This window comes from Chryseobacterium artocarpi (assembly GCF_001684975.1).
Classification (GTDB): Bacteria; Bacteroidota; Bacteroidia; order Flavobacteriales; family Weeksellaceae; genus Chryseobacterium; species Chryseobacterium artocarpi.
Map to the genome: position 1 here is coordinate 145704 of NZ_MAYH01000050.1, position 16863 is coordinate 162566.

Consider the following 16863-nt stretch of genomic DNA (forward strand, 5'->3'; position numbering starts at 1 on the left):
ATGAAAAAATTATTGGTAGTTGGCTTAATGATGTCAAACTTTGTATTTGCACAGAACACAAAAAGTGATAGTACAAAATATGACAGATCAGTTGAAGAGGATTTAGCATATGCAAAAAGCGAACAACAAAAGACTAAAGCTGAAAAAAAGGAAAAACCTTTACCATTAAGCAAAAAAGGTCAGGTTTTCGTTTTTTATGGATGGAACAGAGCGGCTTATAGCAATTCTGACATTCATTTTACAGGAAACGGGTACGATTTTCAATTGAATAATGTAACTGCTCAGGACAGACCTACAAAATTCGGAATTGTCTATTTTGATCCAAGCTGGTTTACTGTAACGCAGTATAATTTCAGAATAGGATATTTTATTAAAGATAATTTGGCTCTTGTTTTAGGAATTGATCACATGAAATATGTGATGGATCAAAATCAAACCGTTAACTTTAAAGGACATATTTCAGACCCTGAATATGCAGCAATGGTACAAAACGGGCAAGTAAACCTTGCAGATGAGAAGTTCCTTACTTTTGAACATACAGACGGACTTAATTATGAAAACTTAGGTCTTGAGAAATACCAAAATCTTATTCATAAGAAAAATATAGATTTAGTATGGTCTTATGGAGCCGGTATCGGATTCATGTTCCCGAAAAGTAATGTAAAGCTTTTTGGTAACGAAAGAAGTGACCGTTTTCACGTGGCGGGTATGGGAACCGATATCAGATCCAGCATTAACTTAGTTTTCTGGAAAAACTGGATGCTAAGAGTAGAAGGAAAAGCCGGTTATATCAATATGTGGGATATTAAGACTACATTGAATAACAAACCTGATAAAGCACGTCAAGACTTTGTCTTTGGACAGGTTCTAGCAGGAATTGGATATACATTTAATACGAAAAAATATAAATAACAAAGCCTATTGCTTAACGCATAAAGCTTAAAGCATATCATATGAGCGAAGAAGTTAAAAAATTCAAAATAACTATAGACGGACAGACTACTGAAGTTTTGCCTGGTACTTCTATTCTGGAAGCTGCGAGACAAATCGGTGGTAAATCTGTACCTCCTGCTATGTGTTACTACAGCAAACTGGAAACCAGCGGAGGAAGATGTAGAACTTGTCTTGTAGAAGTTTCAAAAGGATCTGAAGCTGATCCGCGTCCTATGCCGAAGTTGGTAGCAAGCTGCAGAACGAATGTAATGGACGGTATGGAAGTAAAAAACCTTACTTCTGAGAAAGCTCAGGAAGGAAGAAAAGCGGTTACTGAGTTCTTATTGGTAAATCACCCGCTAGACTGTCCTATCTGTGATCAGGCTGGTGAATGTCATCTTCAGGATCTTGGATATGAGCATGGAAATCTTGAAACAAGAACAGAATTCGAAAGAAATACTTACGAAGCTGATGATCTTGGACCACATATCAAGTTAAACATGAACCGTTGTATTCTTTGTGCAAGATGTGTATTAGCAGCTAACCAATTAACAGGGGAAAGAGAACACGGTATTCTTTTCAGAGGAGATCACGCTGAAATTTCTACTTACTTAAATAAAGCTTTAGACAATGACTTCATCGGAAACGTTATTGACGTTTGTCCGGTAGGAGCATTAACAGACAGAACAGCTCGTTTTACAAGCAGAGTTTGGTTTACAAAGCCAATGAATGCTTCTTGTAAATGTGACAAGTGTTCTGGAAAAGCTGTAGTTTGGATGAAAGGTGATGAAGTCGTAAGAGTTACTGCCAGAAAAGACCAGTGGGGTGAAGTTGAAGAATTCATCTGTGATACATGCCGTTTCGAAAGAAAATCATTATCTGATTGGAATATCGAAGGTCCTAGACATATCGACAGACACTCAGTAATTTCATTGAACCACTACGAAAAACCAAAGGATGAACTAAGAGTTTTAGACAATCCAATGGCGAAGGAAATCAGTGAAAAAGACGAAAAATAATTTTAATAAAGACAATTAGATTTCAGACACAAGACATCAGACTTAACCTCATATCTAGTATCTGACATCTCACATCTAAAAATCTTTACAACAAAAAAATGGATTTACTTACATTTAAACTTATACTTGTATTAGCACTTTTCCTGCTTTCGTTAACGATTGCAGCCTACTCTACCTGGGCAGAAAGAAAAGTAGCCTCTATCATGCAGGATAGAATTGGTCCTAACAGAGCTGGACCTTTCGGATTACTGCAACCTCTTGCTGACGGTGGAAAATTCTTCTTTAAAGAAGACTTTACGCCTGCCAATGCTGAAAAATTCCTTTTCGTATTGGGACCGGCTTTAGTAATGTTTATTTCATTGATCACAGGAGCTGTTATTCCTTGGGGTAAAAGTTTAAATATTGCAGGTACTTCTTTTGATCTTCAGGTTGCTAACATTGACGTTGGTGTACTTTTCATCATCGGAATGGCTTCAATCGGGGTTTACGGAATTATGATCGGAGGTTGGGCTTCGAACAACAAATATTCATTATTAGGTGCTATCCGTGCTTCTTCTCAGATGATTTCTTATGAATTGGCAATGGGACTAGCACTTCTTTCTATTATCATGATGTCTGGAAGCTTAGATTTGAAGGAAATCACAGAAAGTCAGACTACTGGAAAATTATGGGGAGTTATTCCTTGGGTTTCAGGGATGAACTGGAACATTTTCTATCAGCCGATTGCTTTCCTTGTATTCTTTGTAGCAGCTTTAGCTGAAACCAACAGACACCCGTTCGATTTACCTGAGTGTGAATCTGAATTGGTAACAGGATATTCTACAGAATACTCTTCCATGAAATTAGGTTTATATATGTTTGGGGAATACGTGAACATGTTTATTTCTAATGCTTTCATGGTAGTACTTTTCTTTGGAGGTTACAATTATCCTGGTATTGAATGGGTAACGCAGAACTGGGGAGAAAATGTTGCAGGAATCTTAAGTATCGTAGCATTCTTAACGAAAACTGTAATCGGAATTTTGATCTTCATGTGGATCAGATGGACGCTTCCAAGATTCAGATATGACCAGTTAATGCACTTAGGATGGAAAACTTTAATCCCAATGGCATTAGTAAACCTATTAATTACAGGAGCTGTAATTTTAGCATTTGCAAACTAAGAGATAAGAATATATTTTTAATGCTGAATATAGGTTCAGCCTAAAAAAATTAAATAAATGAAACTTACAAACAGATCAAAAGTTGTTTCCAATAAAGAAATGACCCTTGCTGAAAAAATCTACTTACCTGCTATCTTTACAGGGATGGGGATTACATTTAAGCATGCTGTAAGAACCGTGATAAAAGGTGCTCCCGCAGTATATTCGTATCCGGAAGTACAGAAGCCAAGAACTACCATCTGGAGAGGTCAGCACGTTTTGAAAAGAGACGAAGAAGGCAGAGAAAGATGTACAGCTTGCGGACTTTGTGCGGTAGCTTGTCCTGCAGAAGCCATTACAATGACTGCTGCTGAAAGAACTAAAGAGGAAAAAGGACTTTACAGAGAAGAGAAATATGCTTCAGTATATGAAATCAATATGCTAAGATGTATTTTCTGCGGAATGTGTGAAGAAGCTTGTCCTAAATCTGCCATCTATCTTACTGACAGATTAGTAGACGTAGAAACCAACAGAGGTTCTTTCATCTATGGAAAAGATAAATTAGTTGAAAAAATAAATGAAAGGATTGACATCACAACAAGACAATCCGAGAAACAAAAAAATGCGGTAAAATAATGGATCAGTTTTTATTTTTCTTGGTGGCGTTTTTAGCAGTGTCGAGTGCAGTTTATTTTGTATTTGCAAAAAATCCTCTATATGCTATTTTGTCATTAATTGTTACGATGTTTTCAATTGCCGGAATGTATATTCTTCTGAATGCTCAGTTCCTTGCAATTATCCAGATTATAGTTTACGCAGGTGCTATCATGGTACTTTTCCTTTACATTCTTATGATGCTTAACCTTAATAAAGAAGACGAAAGCAAGAAAGGAAATACTTTAAAATTTGTTGGAGTATTTACAGCCGGGCTTCTTTTAATAGGAGTATTAGGAGTATTCAGAGGAGTTCAGCAAAACCACATTGTTGTTGAGAATGTAGACAGAGGTGTTGGTCTTACTAAAAACCTTGGTAGACTTTTGTTTAATGAATATGTTTTACCGTTTGAGCTTGCTTCCATCCTAATTTTGGCAGGTATTGTGGGCGCGGTATTAATCGGTAAAAAAGATTTATAAAATTATGGGAGAAGTAAATACATTTATACAAAGCATCCCTTTGGATTACTTCATTATCCTTTGTTCAGTATTATTCTGCTTAGGAGTGATGGGAGTATTGCTTAGAAAAAATGCTATTGTGATTCTGGGCTGTGTAGAGCTTATGCTGAATTCTGTAAACCTTTTATTGGCAGCTTTTTCAGCATATAAAGGCAACGGCGACGGACAACTTTTAGTTTTCTTCATTATGGTGGTAGCTGCTGCTGAAGTAGCAGTAGGATTGGCAATTATTGCTATGCTATATAGAAACACCCGTTCTGTAGATGTGAGTATATTTAATAAATTAAGAGGATAAGAATGGAGAATTTAGTATATGCAATAGTACTTTTACCACTTTTAGGGTTTCTTATTAACGGTTTATTCGGAAAAAATCTTCCAAAAATATTGGTAGGTTCTTTAGCTACGGCAATGGTTTTCGGATCATTCTGTATCGCTGTAAGTATTTTCATGAATTTCAATTCTGAAAGCCAGCCTGTAATCGTAAAAGCTTTTGAATGGTTTAGAGTAAATGGTATTCAAATTAATTTTGGATTCCAGATTGATCAGCTTTCTTTAATGATGGTAATGATCATCACGGGTATCGGTTCACTGATCCACTTATACTCTATCGGATATATGAGTCATGACAAAGGATTCTACAAGTTCTTTACTTACCTGAATCTTTTCATCTTCTCAATGTTACTTTTAGTGATGGGAAGCAACTACCTTATCTTATTCATCGGATGGGAAGGTGTAGGTCTTTGTTCTTACCTGTTAATCGGATTCTGGTATACCAACGAAGAATACGGTAAAGCAGCAAGAAAAGCTTTCATCATGAACAGAATTGGTGACCTTGCGTTATTGATCGGTATCTTTATGATCGCTTCTCAAACTAACGCTGTAGATTACCTTTCAGTAGCAGAGAACGCTTCAAAATTTGAATTAGACGGAACAGTGATCATCTTTATCACAGCGAGTTTATTCATCGGTGCTACCGGTAAATCTGCTCAGGTTCCATTATATACTTGGCTACCAGACGCGATGGCTGGACCAACTCCTGTTTCTGCGTTAATTCACGCGGCAACGATGGTAACAGCGGGTATCTATTTAGTAGTAAGATCTAACTTCTTATTTACTTTAGCACCTACTGTACAGGGAGGAATTTTATTCATCGGATTCTTAACGGCGGCTTTAGCAGGATTCTATGCATTACGTCAGAACGACATCAAAAAAGTATTGGCATACTCTACCGTTTCACAGCTTGGATTTATGTTCATTGCTTTAGGATTGGGAGCTTATACAACAGCAATGTTCCACGTAATGACACACGCTTTCTTTAAAGCATTATTATTCTTAGGTGCAGGTTCTGTAATCCATGCTATGAGCAACGAGCAGGATATGCGTTTTATGGGAGGTCTTAAAAAATATATTCCTCTTACCCACGCTACATTCCTTATCGGAACATTAGCAATCTCAGGTTTCCCTCTATTATCAGGGATGATCTCTAAAGACGAAATTTTAGTAGCAGCTTTCGCTAAAAACCCTGTTTACTGGGTAATCCTATTTGTTTTAGCGGCAATGACTGCAACGTATATGTTCAGACTATATTACCTGACTTTCCACGGAGAGTTCAGAGGTACTGAAGAGCAAAAACACCATTTACACGAAAGCCCGTCTAATATGACATTACCACTGATAGTATTGGCTATTCTTTCTGTAGTTGGAGGTTTCATCAACTTGCCACACTTCATCGGTCACGGGCACTATGCTAAACTGATGGAATGGTTAAAGCCTGTTCTTACAGAACAAAGCTACAGCCAGATGGAAGCTACTCTTTCCGGAGTGCCTTTCAATACTGAAATGATCTTATTAGCAGCTACAGTATTAATGTTCTTCTCTGTATGGTTTATCGTAAGAAATACCTACGTGAAAAAGAAAAAAATGGCTGTGGCAGAAGAAAACTATACCGGATGGGAAAAGCTTTCTGCTAAGAAATTATACGTTGACGAACTTTACAACGCATTGATTGTAAAAACTGTTGAAGGATTAGGACGCGGAGGAAAGATGTTTGATAAGGGTATCTTAGACCGTTTTGTAAACTTTGTAGGTGATGGTGCTGAAGACAGCGGAAAAGCTATGAAGCGTGTACAGAACGGAAATGTAGAGACGTATATTCTTATCATGTCTTTAGCTGTGGGAATTATATTAATTGTTAACTTTTTATTACAATAATAATGTCTTGTTTATTATTAACATTATTACTATTACCTCTAGTAGGTTCGGGATTAGTTTTTGCATGGAAGAGTAATTCCAGCAAATATTTGGCACTGGGAATTGCATTGATTCAAATGCTTATTACCTTCTACATTCTGGCAGATTTCGATTTTGCTCCGACTGTAGACAGCGTATTACAGCACGAGATCAATTATCCTTGGTCACAATTCATGAAGAGCTCTCTTCACTTCGGTATCGATGGAATGAGCATGCTTCTTTTATTGCTGACGAATATTCTGGCGCCAATCATCATTTTATCTTCTTTCAACGAAAGTGTAAACTACAGAAATACATTCTATGGATTGATTCTGTTGATGCAATTCGGTCTTGTAGGAGTATTTACTTCTTTAGACGGATTATTGTTCTACATTTTCTGGGAAGTAACTTTGATTCCAATTTGGTTTATTGCCGGACTTTGGGGACAAGAGAATAAAAGGTTTGAATTTACTACGAAGTTCTTCGTATATACATTCGTTGGATCTTTATTTATGTTAGCCGGATTGATCTATGTGTACAACCACTCTGCATCATTCGCATTAACTGATCTATACAATGCACAACTGAACGAGACACAACAGACTGTGGTATTCTGGTTTATTTTCTTTGCTTTTGCAGTGAAATTACCGGTATTCCCTTTCCATACATGGCAACCCGATACGTATACCTACTCTCCTACTCAGGGATCGATGTTGTTATCTGGTATCATGCTTAAAATGGCGGTGTACGGTGTAATGCGTTATTTACTTCCAATCACACCACTTCCTATTGCAGGAATTTCCGGACAGATTGTAATCATCCTTGCTATTGTGGGAATTGTTCACGGAGCATTGATCGCGATCATTCAATCTGATATGAAGAGAATTATCGCTTATTCATCTTTCTCTCACGTAGGATTGATGGTAGCTGGTATCTTCGCTTCTGCAGTAGTTACTTTAAGAGGAACTTTCAATGTAGAAGGTGCTGAAGGAGCTTTGGTACAGACTTTCGCTCACGGTATCAACGTAGTAGGATTATTCTACTGTTGTGATATTTTATACAAGAGATTTAAATCAAGAGACATCAGACAAATGGGAGGCTTAGCTAAAGTAGCACCTAAGTTTGCGGTATTATTCCTGATTATTATATTAGGTTCAATGGGAGTTCCATTGACGAATGGGTTCATCGGAGAATTTATCTTGTTGAAAGCAGTATATGACTTCAACGGAACAGCAGCAGTAATTGCTGGTCTTACGATCATTCTTGCAGCTGTATATTTATTGAGATTCTACGGAAAAGCAATGTTCGGAGAAGGAAATGCAGAAGTATTGAGTACAGCAAAAGATTTATCAGGTGTAGAATTTTCTGTATTGGCTAGTTTAGCGGTTTTTGTGATCTTACTTGGTATTTTCCCACAACCGGTAATCGATATGGTAGGTAGTTCAGTGAAGTTTATCTACACAGCGATGGCTAACTAAAAAATTAAAAGATTTAAAAATTAAAAAAATAAGAGATTAGAGAGAATAAAGATAAAAGACGAAGAGATAAAGAATGGGGACTCTTACCCCGGAACTTTAAACTCCAACCCTTGAACTTTAAACTTTAAATCTCACATCTCAAATCTATATTATGAGTGTTTTAATTATTGTTTTCCTAACGGCAGTTATTGCGTTATTTTCAGGAGTTTTCGAGCAAGGAAAATTCGCAAGATACATTGGGATTTTGGGTTTAATCATCGCATTGTATGTAAGTTTTATGCCTGAATGTTCGTTCTTCGATCAATACAAGCATATGTATGAATACAGTGCCAATACTGCATTATTCACCAAATTAGCCATTGTAACAACCTTATTATTATTCTTCCTTGGAGGTTTTGCATTCAGCAATCACAGAAGCCACCAGTCAGAATTATATGCATTGATGCTGTTTGCATTATGCGGAGGAATTGTTCTTTTCGGATACCAGAACTTGGTAACAATGTTCTTAGGTGTTGAAATTCTTTCTATTCCTTTATATGTAATGGCAGGTGCCAACAAAACTGATCTGAGATCAAACGAAGCTTCAATTAAGTATTTCTTAATGGGTGCATTCGCGACAGGTTTCCTACTTTTCGGGATCGCATTCATCTATGGAAGTGCAGGAACCTTCGATCTATATAGAATCCATGACTTTGGAGTAGCGAATACAGGAAATGTAATGTTCATCTTAGGAGTATTATTAATCCTTTGTGCATTGGCATTCAAAGTTGCCTTAGCACCTTTCCATATGTGGAGCCCTGACGTATATGCAGGTTCACCTTCATTGATCACAGCTTTCATGGCGAGTGTGGTAAAAATTTCAGGTTTCTTCGCATTGTTCAGATTAATGACAATCGGATTTGTCGGAGTTACTCACGAATGGATCAATGTTCTTGGAGTATTCTTAATCATTACATTACTTTTAGCAAACGTTATGGGTCTTGCTCAGACGAATGCAAAAAGAATGCTTGCTTACTCTTCAGTATCTCACGCTGGATACATTGGATTGGTATTCTTCGGAATGACAAGCCTTTCTACTTATAACTTAGCGTTCTATTTATTTGCTTATTCTTTATCTACAGTAGGAGTTTTCATGTGTCTGATCTGGGTAGAGAAATTAAAAAGAGAAACTTCTTTCGGAGCTTTCAAAGGACTGGCAAAAACAGAACCTTTATTGGCTACAGCGGCGGCAATCTCTATGCTTTCAATGGCAGGAGTTCCATTAACAGCTGGTTTCATGGGAAAATTTGCTTTATTCTCCCAGGCAATGAACGGAGCAGCTTTCCTTGTATTGGTAGCGGTATTAGGTTCAGCTTTATCTATTGCTTACTATTTGAGGCTGATCATTGCAATGTTCTTCTTTAAAGAATCAACATTCAAATCGTCTGAAAAAGTAACTCTTACTTACAACATCATTGCAGTAGTGGTGATCGTACTGATCATTATCCTGGGAATCTTCCCGGATCTGTTTGCAAGAATGTTCGGACTGTAAAAAGTTATCCAAACAATATTAAAAACCTTTCAGAATTCTGGAAGGTTTTTTTGTGTTTGAACTAAGTATATCTAAAGTATGAAATTACTCCCTGATTTCAGGGATAATCACTTTATTAATAAACCTTTCACACGATTTGGAATGTTTTTTTGTGAGATTTTTTCTAAATTACGTACGGAAAACTTTCTCAGTATTTTAAACAATAATCATTAATAACCCAATCACATGATTACTTATATGACTCTTCCGGGCGATACGTTGGAAAAGATTGCTTCTGATCTTAAAGTAGAGAACCCTGACTACCTCAGAAAGTTCCACAACAAGCACTGCGCCGTATACGACAGACTTGTAGAACCTATACAACTAAAATCCGGGACGCTCCTTTTGATTCCTTTTGGTGAAGAGATCAGTAAATTGAATAAAGAAATCAATGAAAACGGAGACAGTCTGTACTTCCATCCACCACAAGGAAAAATTACATTTCCTATTCCTTTATTGGGTGGTATCTATACTATCAGACATCAAAAATTACAGGATGGCGAAATACTATCCAGCTATCAGTATGAGACAGAGCTGAAATATCTGAGAGCTGAAAAAAATGATCATTTCCTTTCATTACAGATTTTTGGATCCAGAAAAGACGGAATAGAATCTGATTCTAAAGTTTCCAGCCTTGCTAAAGCCTGTGCTGCCCTACTCTTTCCCGTAGAAATAAAAGTAAATACAACCGGAAAACTGACAGATGTAAAATTCTTTCATTCGGAATCAGTAATCAAAAATGAATTGGAAGCTTTGAAGAAATATTTTACGGATGACCTTTCAGCAGCATATGTAGATCAGGTAAAAGCAAAAATTAAAAATAATGATCATATTATAAGTAGTATTCAACATACATTACCGGTTCAGTTTCTTTTTGGGTCTTTCTACAGAGCAAAATATAAAGACTGGACAGATTCTGAAGCCTATCAGGAATTTCTTCCATGGCTATCCAGCGCCTCTCCTATTCGTTTTGAACTCTATAACCGTATTTTCCCGAAAAACCAGAACAGTAATGATGATACTTTAAAAATTACACAAACCGGAACTAGCTGTGATTATCGGGATCTTAATCAGCTTTATGATAAAAACCATGATTATTACGAAAAATACGTGGCTGGAAACAATCCGATTACCTGTCGTCACGAAGCTGAATATATTTTTGACAGAACCAATTTAATGATTCAAAAAGTTACAGGAAATTTCGAACTACAGATTGGTGATGTAACAGAAAATGAAGTTTTTATAATGGAAAAGCAATTAAAATAAATTAGTATCTTTGGAGCAACACCAATAAAAAACGCAAAATATGTCCGGATCCGCATCACCACATGACGGAAAGCACTTTGTAATACAGAAAGGGAAAGCTCAATGTAACCAAGGTGACCAATTTCCACAGTTTAAAGTAACTTCTCATCAGAAACATTATTGGAATAACGAAGAGGGGCAGGCAGATTTTCTGGCGGTCACTGAACAGGATCTTCAATTCAATCCTCAAGGTCCAAGCTTTGGAAAATGCAAACTGAAACCTACAGCAGGAGGATATCTTCCCTGCGCCTATGCTCCTGCAGGAAAATGGCTGAAAACATATGACAAAGTAAAGGTAATGGGCAATAGTTGTGTCACTGAAATTTCAGAACTTATGTGTTCTACAGGCGGTAAAATCACCATCATGGAGCATGGACAAACCGCAGCTATGAACAAGCAGAGTGTAAAAAAAGCAGATCCACAGGAACAACATAACATCAACCCTTTTGTAGACTTCAAAGAATTTCAGAAAGAAACAGAAGGCGATGAAGTAGATGCCTATTAACCTTAAACTTTTCGGTCATGCCAAAACAAGGAATTTATAAAATATCGGGAAATACAAAACCAAAAGTAGGTGAACTGGCTACTTATAGAATTGATGAATGGTATCCTGCCACACCAATGCACAAAAGGAATCCGGCACTCGTTACCTGGCATTTATTTAAAAAGGTAAACGGAAAATTTGTTCCTACTACTATCAAGAAAGTGGGTGTAAGCAGCTTTACTTTTAATACAAATGCTTACAAGGATACCTTTAGAGTGGAAGCTTATCTTCATAGCCCGGAAGAAAGAGCACCTATGGCACTTGAGGTACAACCACAACCTAATGATATTCCTAAAATTAATAAAGTAGAATTAAAATATATAGACGACACCCCTGGAACCGTTTTCAGTTTTACAGAAAAACTAGTTGCTGAAGCCAGTTGTATGAATCTGGAAGGTCAATATCTGATGTTTACTCTTTGGGAAGATGATGCCACAGATTCTGGGCATAATAATAGTAATCAGTCTATAGAGAACAAAAGGGCAAAAGTCATTAATGGAACTGCCAGAGCTGAATTTATGCTGACTAAGGCACTTATGAGGAAAGCTATGGAAGGAGAAATCAATCCTCAGCAAATGGAATTCTATGTAACGGTAGAATACTATGCTCATAAAAAACATGCGACCAATAATGTAAATATCAACACCCCTGCAGAATTACGTACTCCAGCAGGACAACCACAACCTCAACAACCTACACCCCAGCCCCAACAGCCAGCTCCGCCTCCGCCTCAACAACCACAGCAACCTCAACAACCAACTCCCAGTCCAAATCCTACTCCAGTCCCTGATCCAGTATCAGCCCATGGACAAGCACATAATACTCAGCCGGCAACACCTCCGCCATCCGGCGGAGTATCACCTACCACTGTCAATCCAGTGAAGATAGAAGAACTTCTGGATGCTTATTTTGCAAAAAAAGAATACACCAAACAAACCGGAGAGGAAGATGGTACTCATACTTACACTTTTGGAGGAAGCAAAAGTGGTAACAAAACCTCTACTGCCGAAGAGAAAAATAAAGTAGCTCAGACTATTCTTAATAAAATTAAAGACAGTCTGAAAGCTCAGAAAAAATATACCACCCTTGAAATAATTGCCGCCTCATTAACTGCTCAGGCTTATGGTAAAGATACAGCCAATGAAAAAACCGTTACTTTTAAAACCTTTAAACTAGGGGTAGACTTTAAGAAAGTAGACAGTGCTCCATTGGATGAAAAATTATATCTGGTAGCCAGAACTATGTTGCTGGAAGGAAAACAGGTGACTATTTCTATCAAAGAAAAAGATGGTCTCATTAAAGGTGCTCCAGATTCCCTTCTTCCTGTTCTTGAAATTACAGAGGAACAAATGGAACAAAAAACGCCTGCCGGACAAGCAGTGCCTGGAACTGAAAAAACAGTATTCACAGGAACTGTAAAAGATAATATAGTCAAAATTCCGATCCATCTCCGTCCAAAATCTGAAGATGAATTGAAACAATGGAAAGATAAAATCAGCAAAGGAAAAGAAGACGGAACATACACCTATACATTCGGAAGTACAACAAACATAACCAATGAAACCCAAAAAGCATCTATAGCTAAAGTTATTCTTGCCAACGCTCAAAAAGGAAATGCCAAAAATCCTAAAATAGAAAACGGCAAAACTTCCAGTGAAGAAGAAATAAAAAAAGTTTTAGAAATCAAGAACTACAGCGAAGGAAACACCATAACCTTTAAGCTACTGAAGAACGTACCCGAATTCCTATACCTTCATGCCAAAGCACAGGGAGAAAAACAGCATGATAAAGAATTTCTCAAAAAAGAAGGCGCTTATTTCCAGATTGGTAAGAAATGTGATTGTGAAGCAAGAGTAAGAGCATTTATAAGGATGCTACGTGTAGGAGAAGGCACTGGAGAAATCATTAAATCTTATGATAGAAAACAGAAAAAAATCATTTATATTCCTCATGATTTCCAGAGAGGATATACTATAGCATTTGCAGGTAATATAATCACAGATTTAAGCACTCACCCTCAACTCATCTACAAAGGTAAGAATGATAAACAAGGATCTTCTGCGGCAGGCGCTTATCAGGTAATGAGATACACATGGTGGGAACTATCTGGATTTGAGGTCGTAAAGAAGAAAAAAACAGGTAAATACTTTGAGGAAAGAGATCTTTTGAAAAAATATAAAATTCCAGACTATACACCCGAATCTCAGGATAAAATATGTATTGCTCTGATGCAAAAACAAAGAGAAGATCTTCTTGGTAAAATAATAGCCAATAAAATTAGAGAAGCCATACAGCAGGATGCCTGCTACATCTGGGCAAGCTTACCTGAAACAGAAACAGAAAGTCACTATTTTTACAATGGCTCTAGGCAACCTGCAACACCTTTAACTACCTGTATTGAACATTATGATCAGTTTCTACAAGAAGAACTGAAGGGAAATACTAATCTACATTTAAAAGAAGGCTTTTTAAAAGATTTTGGAGTAAAATGCTGTAATGAAGGTGAAGAATCATCAGGAGTATGTCCCGATGACAGATCGCAATGTTTTGAATATTCAGATGTTGTCTCAAGCCCAAAACTTAACAACCAAAGTGACAATGTGAATAAGAACAGATGGCATCGTACAAAACGTTATAATAGCACCCATCCAAATGGATATTACCACACCGGAACTGATATTCTGGCTTCTTCAGGCACAGCAGTAAAATCAATGATGTGCGGAACTGTTTCGGATTTGGTAAAAACATTTTCTGCAAATGAGTACAGAGAGAATAGCCTCGGTAATTATATTGTGATTAAATCAAAAGATAAAAATGGTAATGATGTCTATATAAAGTACTGCCATTTAGATGAAGTTTCTGTTATTAAAAACCAAAAAGTAAAACATGGTGATACAATTGGTAAATCGGGAAGTACCGGAAATGCAGCTTCAGTTTATAAAAACGGTAAACTTATTCATGGTATCAATCCTATTTACAGACATATACATATAGAAGCTGCTACAAGCTCAAGTTTTGGAGCTACCCGCATAGATCCAGAACAATTTATGAAAACAAAATTTGACGAAACGACAAAAGGAAACCCAAAATGAGAATAAAATTCGTATTACTTTATTTACTATTTTTTCTATTCATGCTTAGTTGCAATGGACAAGAAAAATCAGCAACATCTATATCCACTAAGAACGATAAAGTAAAATCTTCGTTAACAGATAATTTTAATAAAACTTCAAATTTATATTTTGATTCAGAAAAAAAACTAGTTTTCTCTTCTTCTATTATTAAAGAAATAGGAAAATTTACTGTGTATTATATTCCAAACTCAAAACAGGAAATTAATTACTATCAAAATTTTGAAAAGAGCAATCATATTATACCTTTATATGATGAAGAAAATTCATTGAATTATTATTCTGCCACTGACCAGAAAAAAATTGATAAAATTCTCAAGGAAAGAGTAAAGTCTGAAAAAGATTTTAAAATTATTGGAACATTTATTCCCAAAAATTTCATTACCATAGAGAATGCTGAAGAATATAATCTAAACTTTCCTTATTTACAAAAATACTATCAAAAAGAAAATGGAAAATGGATTTATCTTTCCGAAAAAAAAATCATAAATGCTGAAGATGAAATATCATCTAATTCTAAAAATAATCTTCTTTCTATATCAACAGATAAAAAAGACCTACAAAAGCAAGATATACAATACTCCCTTAATGGAACTTGGCAAGTAGACTGTAAAACAGGCGCTGGTAATATATCCATTACTGATAAAGAAGCATCTCTAACACTTCTATACAACCAAGTTTATATTGATATGAAAGAACTCAAAAGATATGATTTTGAAAAAGGAATTGCTTATACATTAAAAGAAATTCCGGAAGACATTGGAAATATAGGAAGAGATTTGAACTGGAATGAATATATCAATAATGAACCTATAGCATATCTGAAAATGATTGATGATAATACTATGTATTTTTATTGGTATGGTTTTTATAATAAAAAAAGTAAAAAAAGAGAATTTAAAGAATCTAGCTTCCAACAGGAAAGTAAAACAAAAGAAATCATTCTAAAAAAATGTTCTCCTTAAAGAAATGATAAAAAAACTATCAAAATTTCTGTTATCTCTCATAATAACATTTATTTTTTCATGCAAAGCTCTGAACAATATGATAATTCTGCAAGAATAAAAAGTAATACCCCCTATCAATTTTATAAATTCTCTCTAGAAGAAAATAAAAATTAAAACCCAATCATAAGTGATAGGCAATATTTTTATTTATCTGGAAAAATCAAATTCACTAAATAGTACACTATAAATTTATATGAAAAGCCTTTTAATCTTACTTTTATGGGTATGCATTTCTTGTAAAAAAGCTAATTCATTAAACACCACAAATGAAAAAACTAGTATAGGAAGTACTACAAATAATACAAAAGAAAACTTATATACGGAAGTTTTAAATATGAGTAAACAAACCGATTACGATCTAAACAAGCCATTTCAAAAGCTAGATTTAAATCATAATTCACTTACTGTAAAAATTAGGTATCTCTCTGAAAGAGCTTATATTTCTATTGAAAATAATAAAAAAGAGTTTGTTTCCTGGAAGCCTGTTCATATTAATTTTTTTTATGACACCTCACTTGAACTTGCAGAAAAGGACATCCATATTTTGTTGAAACAAAATGATCCTTCTGAAGGATATTTGTTATTACCATCATTTACAGAACAGTTTTCTACTTATTCTCTTTATCATTTTAGGAAAGATACACTTAATTTCATAGGAATATATGAAGTTTCAGAATTTGTGAAAGGTACTTTTTCTTTTGATGAAAATTCAAAAAATGTATATATACACTCCTCTCCTTCTAAAAAATTAAAACTTAATAAAATTGAGCAAAATCAGGACGAAAAATTTAACAATATTAATGAGGATATCAAATTATTAGATGGAAAAGTAGAAGAAAAAATATGCCAGTCAGATTTAAAAGGAACCTGGGCAGTAATTTGTGAAAATGAATTAACTGAATTAGAAATCAATAAAAATGAAGGGTTCTTATCTTTGTACAGCGTTAACGCTATCTATATTAATCTTAAAGTAGAAAAAAGTTCAAACAAAAATGAATATATTTTAATGTATGCAAGTGTTTCTTCACAGCGTAATTACTACGAAAATGAATTAAAAATTGTGGATGAAGATATAGATAAAAACAAACCTATTGGAAAATTAACAGTATTAGAAAATGGAAAAGCAAATTTAGATTGGATAGGTTTATATAATCGTAAAAAACAAAAACTAGAGTTTGTTGGAAAAGATTTCTTATTAATAAGCGAAAACGGAGGTAAAACGCCACTGATACTTGAATCATGTAAATAATATAAAGAGAAAAATTTATTCTTTCTCATATTTCTGTAAGCCTTATTTATTAAAAAAATCACTTACAACTATAGTATTATCAAA

Annotated in this window: 14 protein-coding genes; all 14 read left to right on the forward strand. The window is 35.3% G+C overall.

Going from position 1 to position 16863, the window contains the following annotated elements; all coding sequences use genetic code 11:
* The 14 genes from BBI01_RS21260 (at position 1) to BBI01_RS21325 (ending at position 16779) form a co-directional block, all read left to right on the forward strand.
* A complete protein-coding gene (locus BBI01_RS21260; RefSeq protein WP_065396713.1) occupies positions 1–912 on the forward strand; it encodes a hypothetical protein in 912 nt (303 codons plus the stop codon).
* A gap of 41 nt (positions 913–953) precedes the next feature.
* Positions 954–1952, forward strand: a complete 999-nt coding sequence (locus BBI01_RS21265) for an NADH-quinone oxidoreductase subunit G (protein ID WP_065396639.1) — start codon at positions 954–956, stop codon at positions 1950–1952.
* A 98-nt stretch (positions 1953–2050) separates the two neighbouring features.
* The gene (gene nuoH / locus BBI01_RS21270; protein ID WP_065396640.1) at positions 2051–3115 is read left to right on the forward strand and encodes an NADH-quinone oxidoreductase subunit NuoH; all 1065 of its coding nucleotides are present in this window, start codon (positions 2051–2053) and stop codon (positions 3113–3115) included.
* 57 nt (positions 3116–3172) lie between these two features.
* Complete coding sequence (locus BBI01_RS21275; protein ID WP_040996950.1) at positions 3173–3730, forward strand: NuoI/complex I 23 kDa subunit family protein; 558 nt, start codon at positions 3173–3175, stop codon at positions 3728–3730.
* Positions 3730–4227, forward strand: a complete 498-nt coding sequence (locus tag BBI01_RS21280; RefSeq protein WP_065396641.1) for an NADH-quinone oxidoreductase subunit J family protein — start codon at positions 3730–3732, stop codon at positions 4225–4227. The genes BBI01_RS21275 and BBI01_RS21280 overlap by 1 nt, the downstream gene beginning before the upstream one ends.
* Positions 4228–4231: 4 nt before the next feature.
* The gene (gene nuoK / locus BBI01_RS21285) at positions 4232–4561 is read left to right on the forward strand and encodes an NADH-quinone oxidoreductase subunit NuoK (RefSeq protein WP_065396642.1); all 330 of its coding nucleotides are present in this window, start codon (positions 4232–4234) and stop codon (positions 4559–4561) included.
* A 2-nt stretch (positions 4562–4563) separates the two neighbouring features.
* On the forward strand, positions 4564–6477 hold the full coding sequence (gene nuoL, locus BBI01_RS21290; RefSeq protein ID WP_065396643.1) for an NADH-quinone oxidoreductase subunit L: 1914 nt from the start codon (positions 4564–4566) through the stop codon (positions 6475–6477).
* A 2-nt stretch (positions 6478–6479) separates the two neighbouring features.
* Positions 6480–7973 carry a complex I subunit 4 family protein gene (locus tag BBI01_RS21295; protein WP_065396644.1) on the forward strand — a complete coding sequence of 498 codons (1494 nt, stop codon included), beginning with the start codon at positions 6480–6482 and terminating at the stop codon, positions 7971–7973.
* A gap of 151 nt (positions 7974–8124) precedes the next feature.
* Positions 8125–9504 (forward strand): NADH-quinone oxidoreductase subunit N, encoded by a 1380-nt coding sequence (locus BBI01_RS21300; RefSeq protein WP_065396645.1) that lies wholly within the window; start codon positions 8125–8127, stop codon positions 9502–9504.
* A 225-nt stretch (positions 9505–9729) separates the two neighbouring features.
* Positions 9730–10809 (forward strand): hypothetical protein, encoded by a 1080-nt coding sequence (locus BBI01_RS21305; RefSeq protein ID WP_065396646.1) that lies wholly within the window; start codon positions 9730–9732, stop codon positions 10807–10809.
* A gap of 40 nt (positions 10810–10849) precedes the next feature.
* The gene (locus BBI01_RS21310; RefSeq protein WP_065396647.1) at positions 10850–11353 is read left to right on the forward strand and encodes a DUF4280 domain-containing protein; all 504 of its coding nucleotides are present in this window, start codon (positions 10850–10852) and stop codon (positions 11351–11353) included.
* 17 nt (positions 11354–11370) lie between these two features.
* Positions 11371–14484 (forward strand): peptidoglycan DD-metalloendopeptidase family protein, encoded by a 3114-nt coding sequence (locus BBI01_RS21315; protein WP_065396648.1) that lies wholly within the window; start codon positions 11371–11373, stop codon positions 14482–14484.
* Positions 14481–15488, forward strand: a complete 1008-nt coding sequence (locus BBI01_RS21320; protein ID WP_123862196.1) for a hypothetical protein — start codon at positions 14481–14483, stop codon at positions 15486–15488. Before BBI01_RS21315 ends, BBI01_RS21320 begins: the two co-directional genes overlap by 4 nt.
* A gap of 235 nt (positions 15489–15723) precedes the next feature.
* Positions 15724–16779 carry a hypothetical protein gene (locus tag BBI01_RS21325; protein WP_065396650.1) on the forward strand — a complete coding sequence of 352 codons (1056 nt, stop codon included), beginning with the start codon at positions 15724–15726 and terminating at the stop codon, positions 16777–16779.
* The last annotated feature ends 84 nt before the right edge of the window (positions 16780–16863 follow it).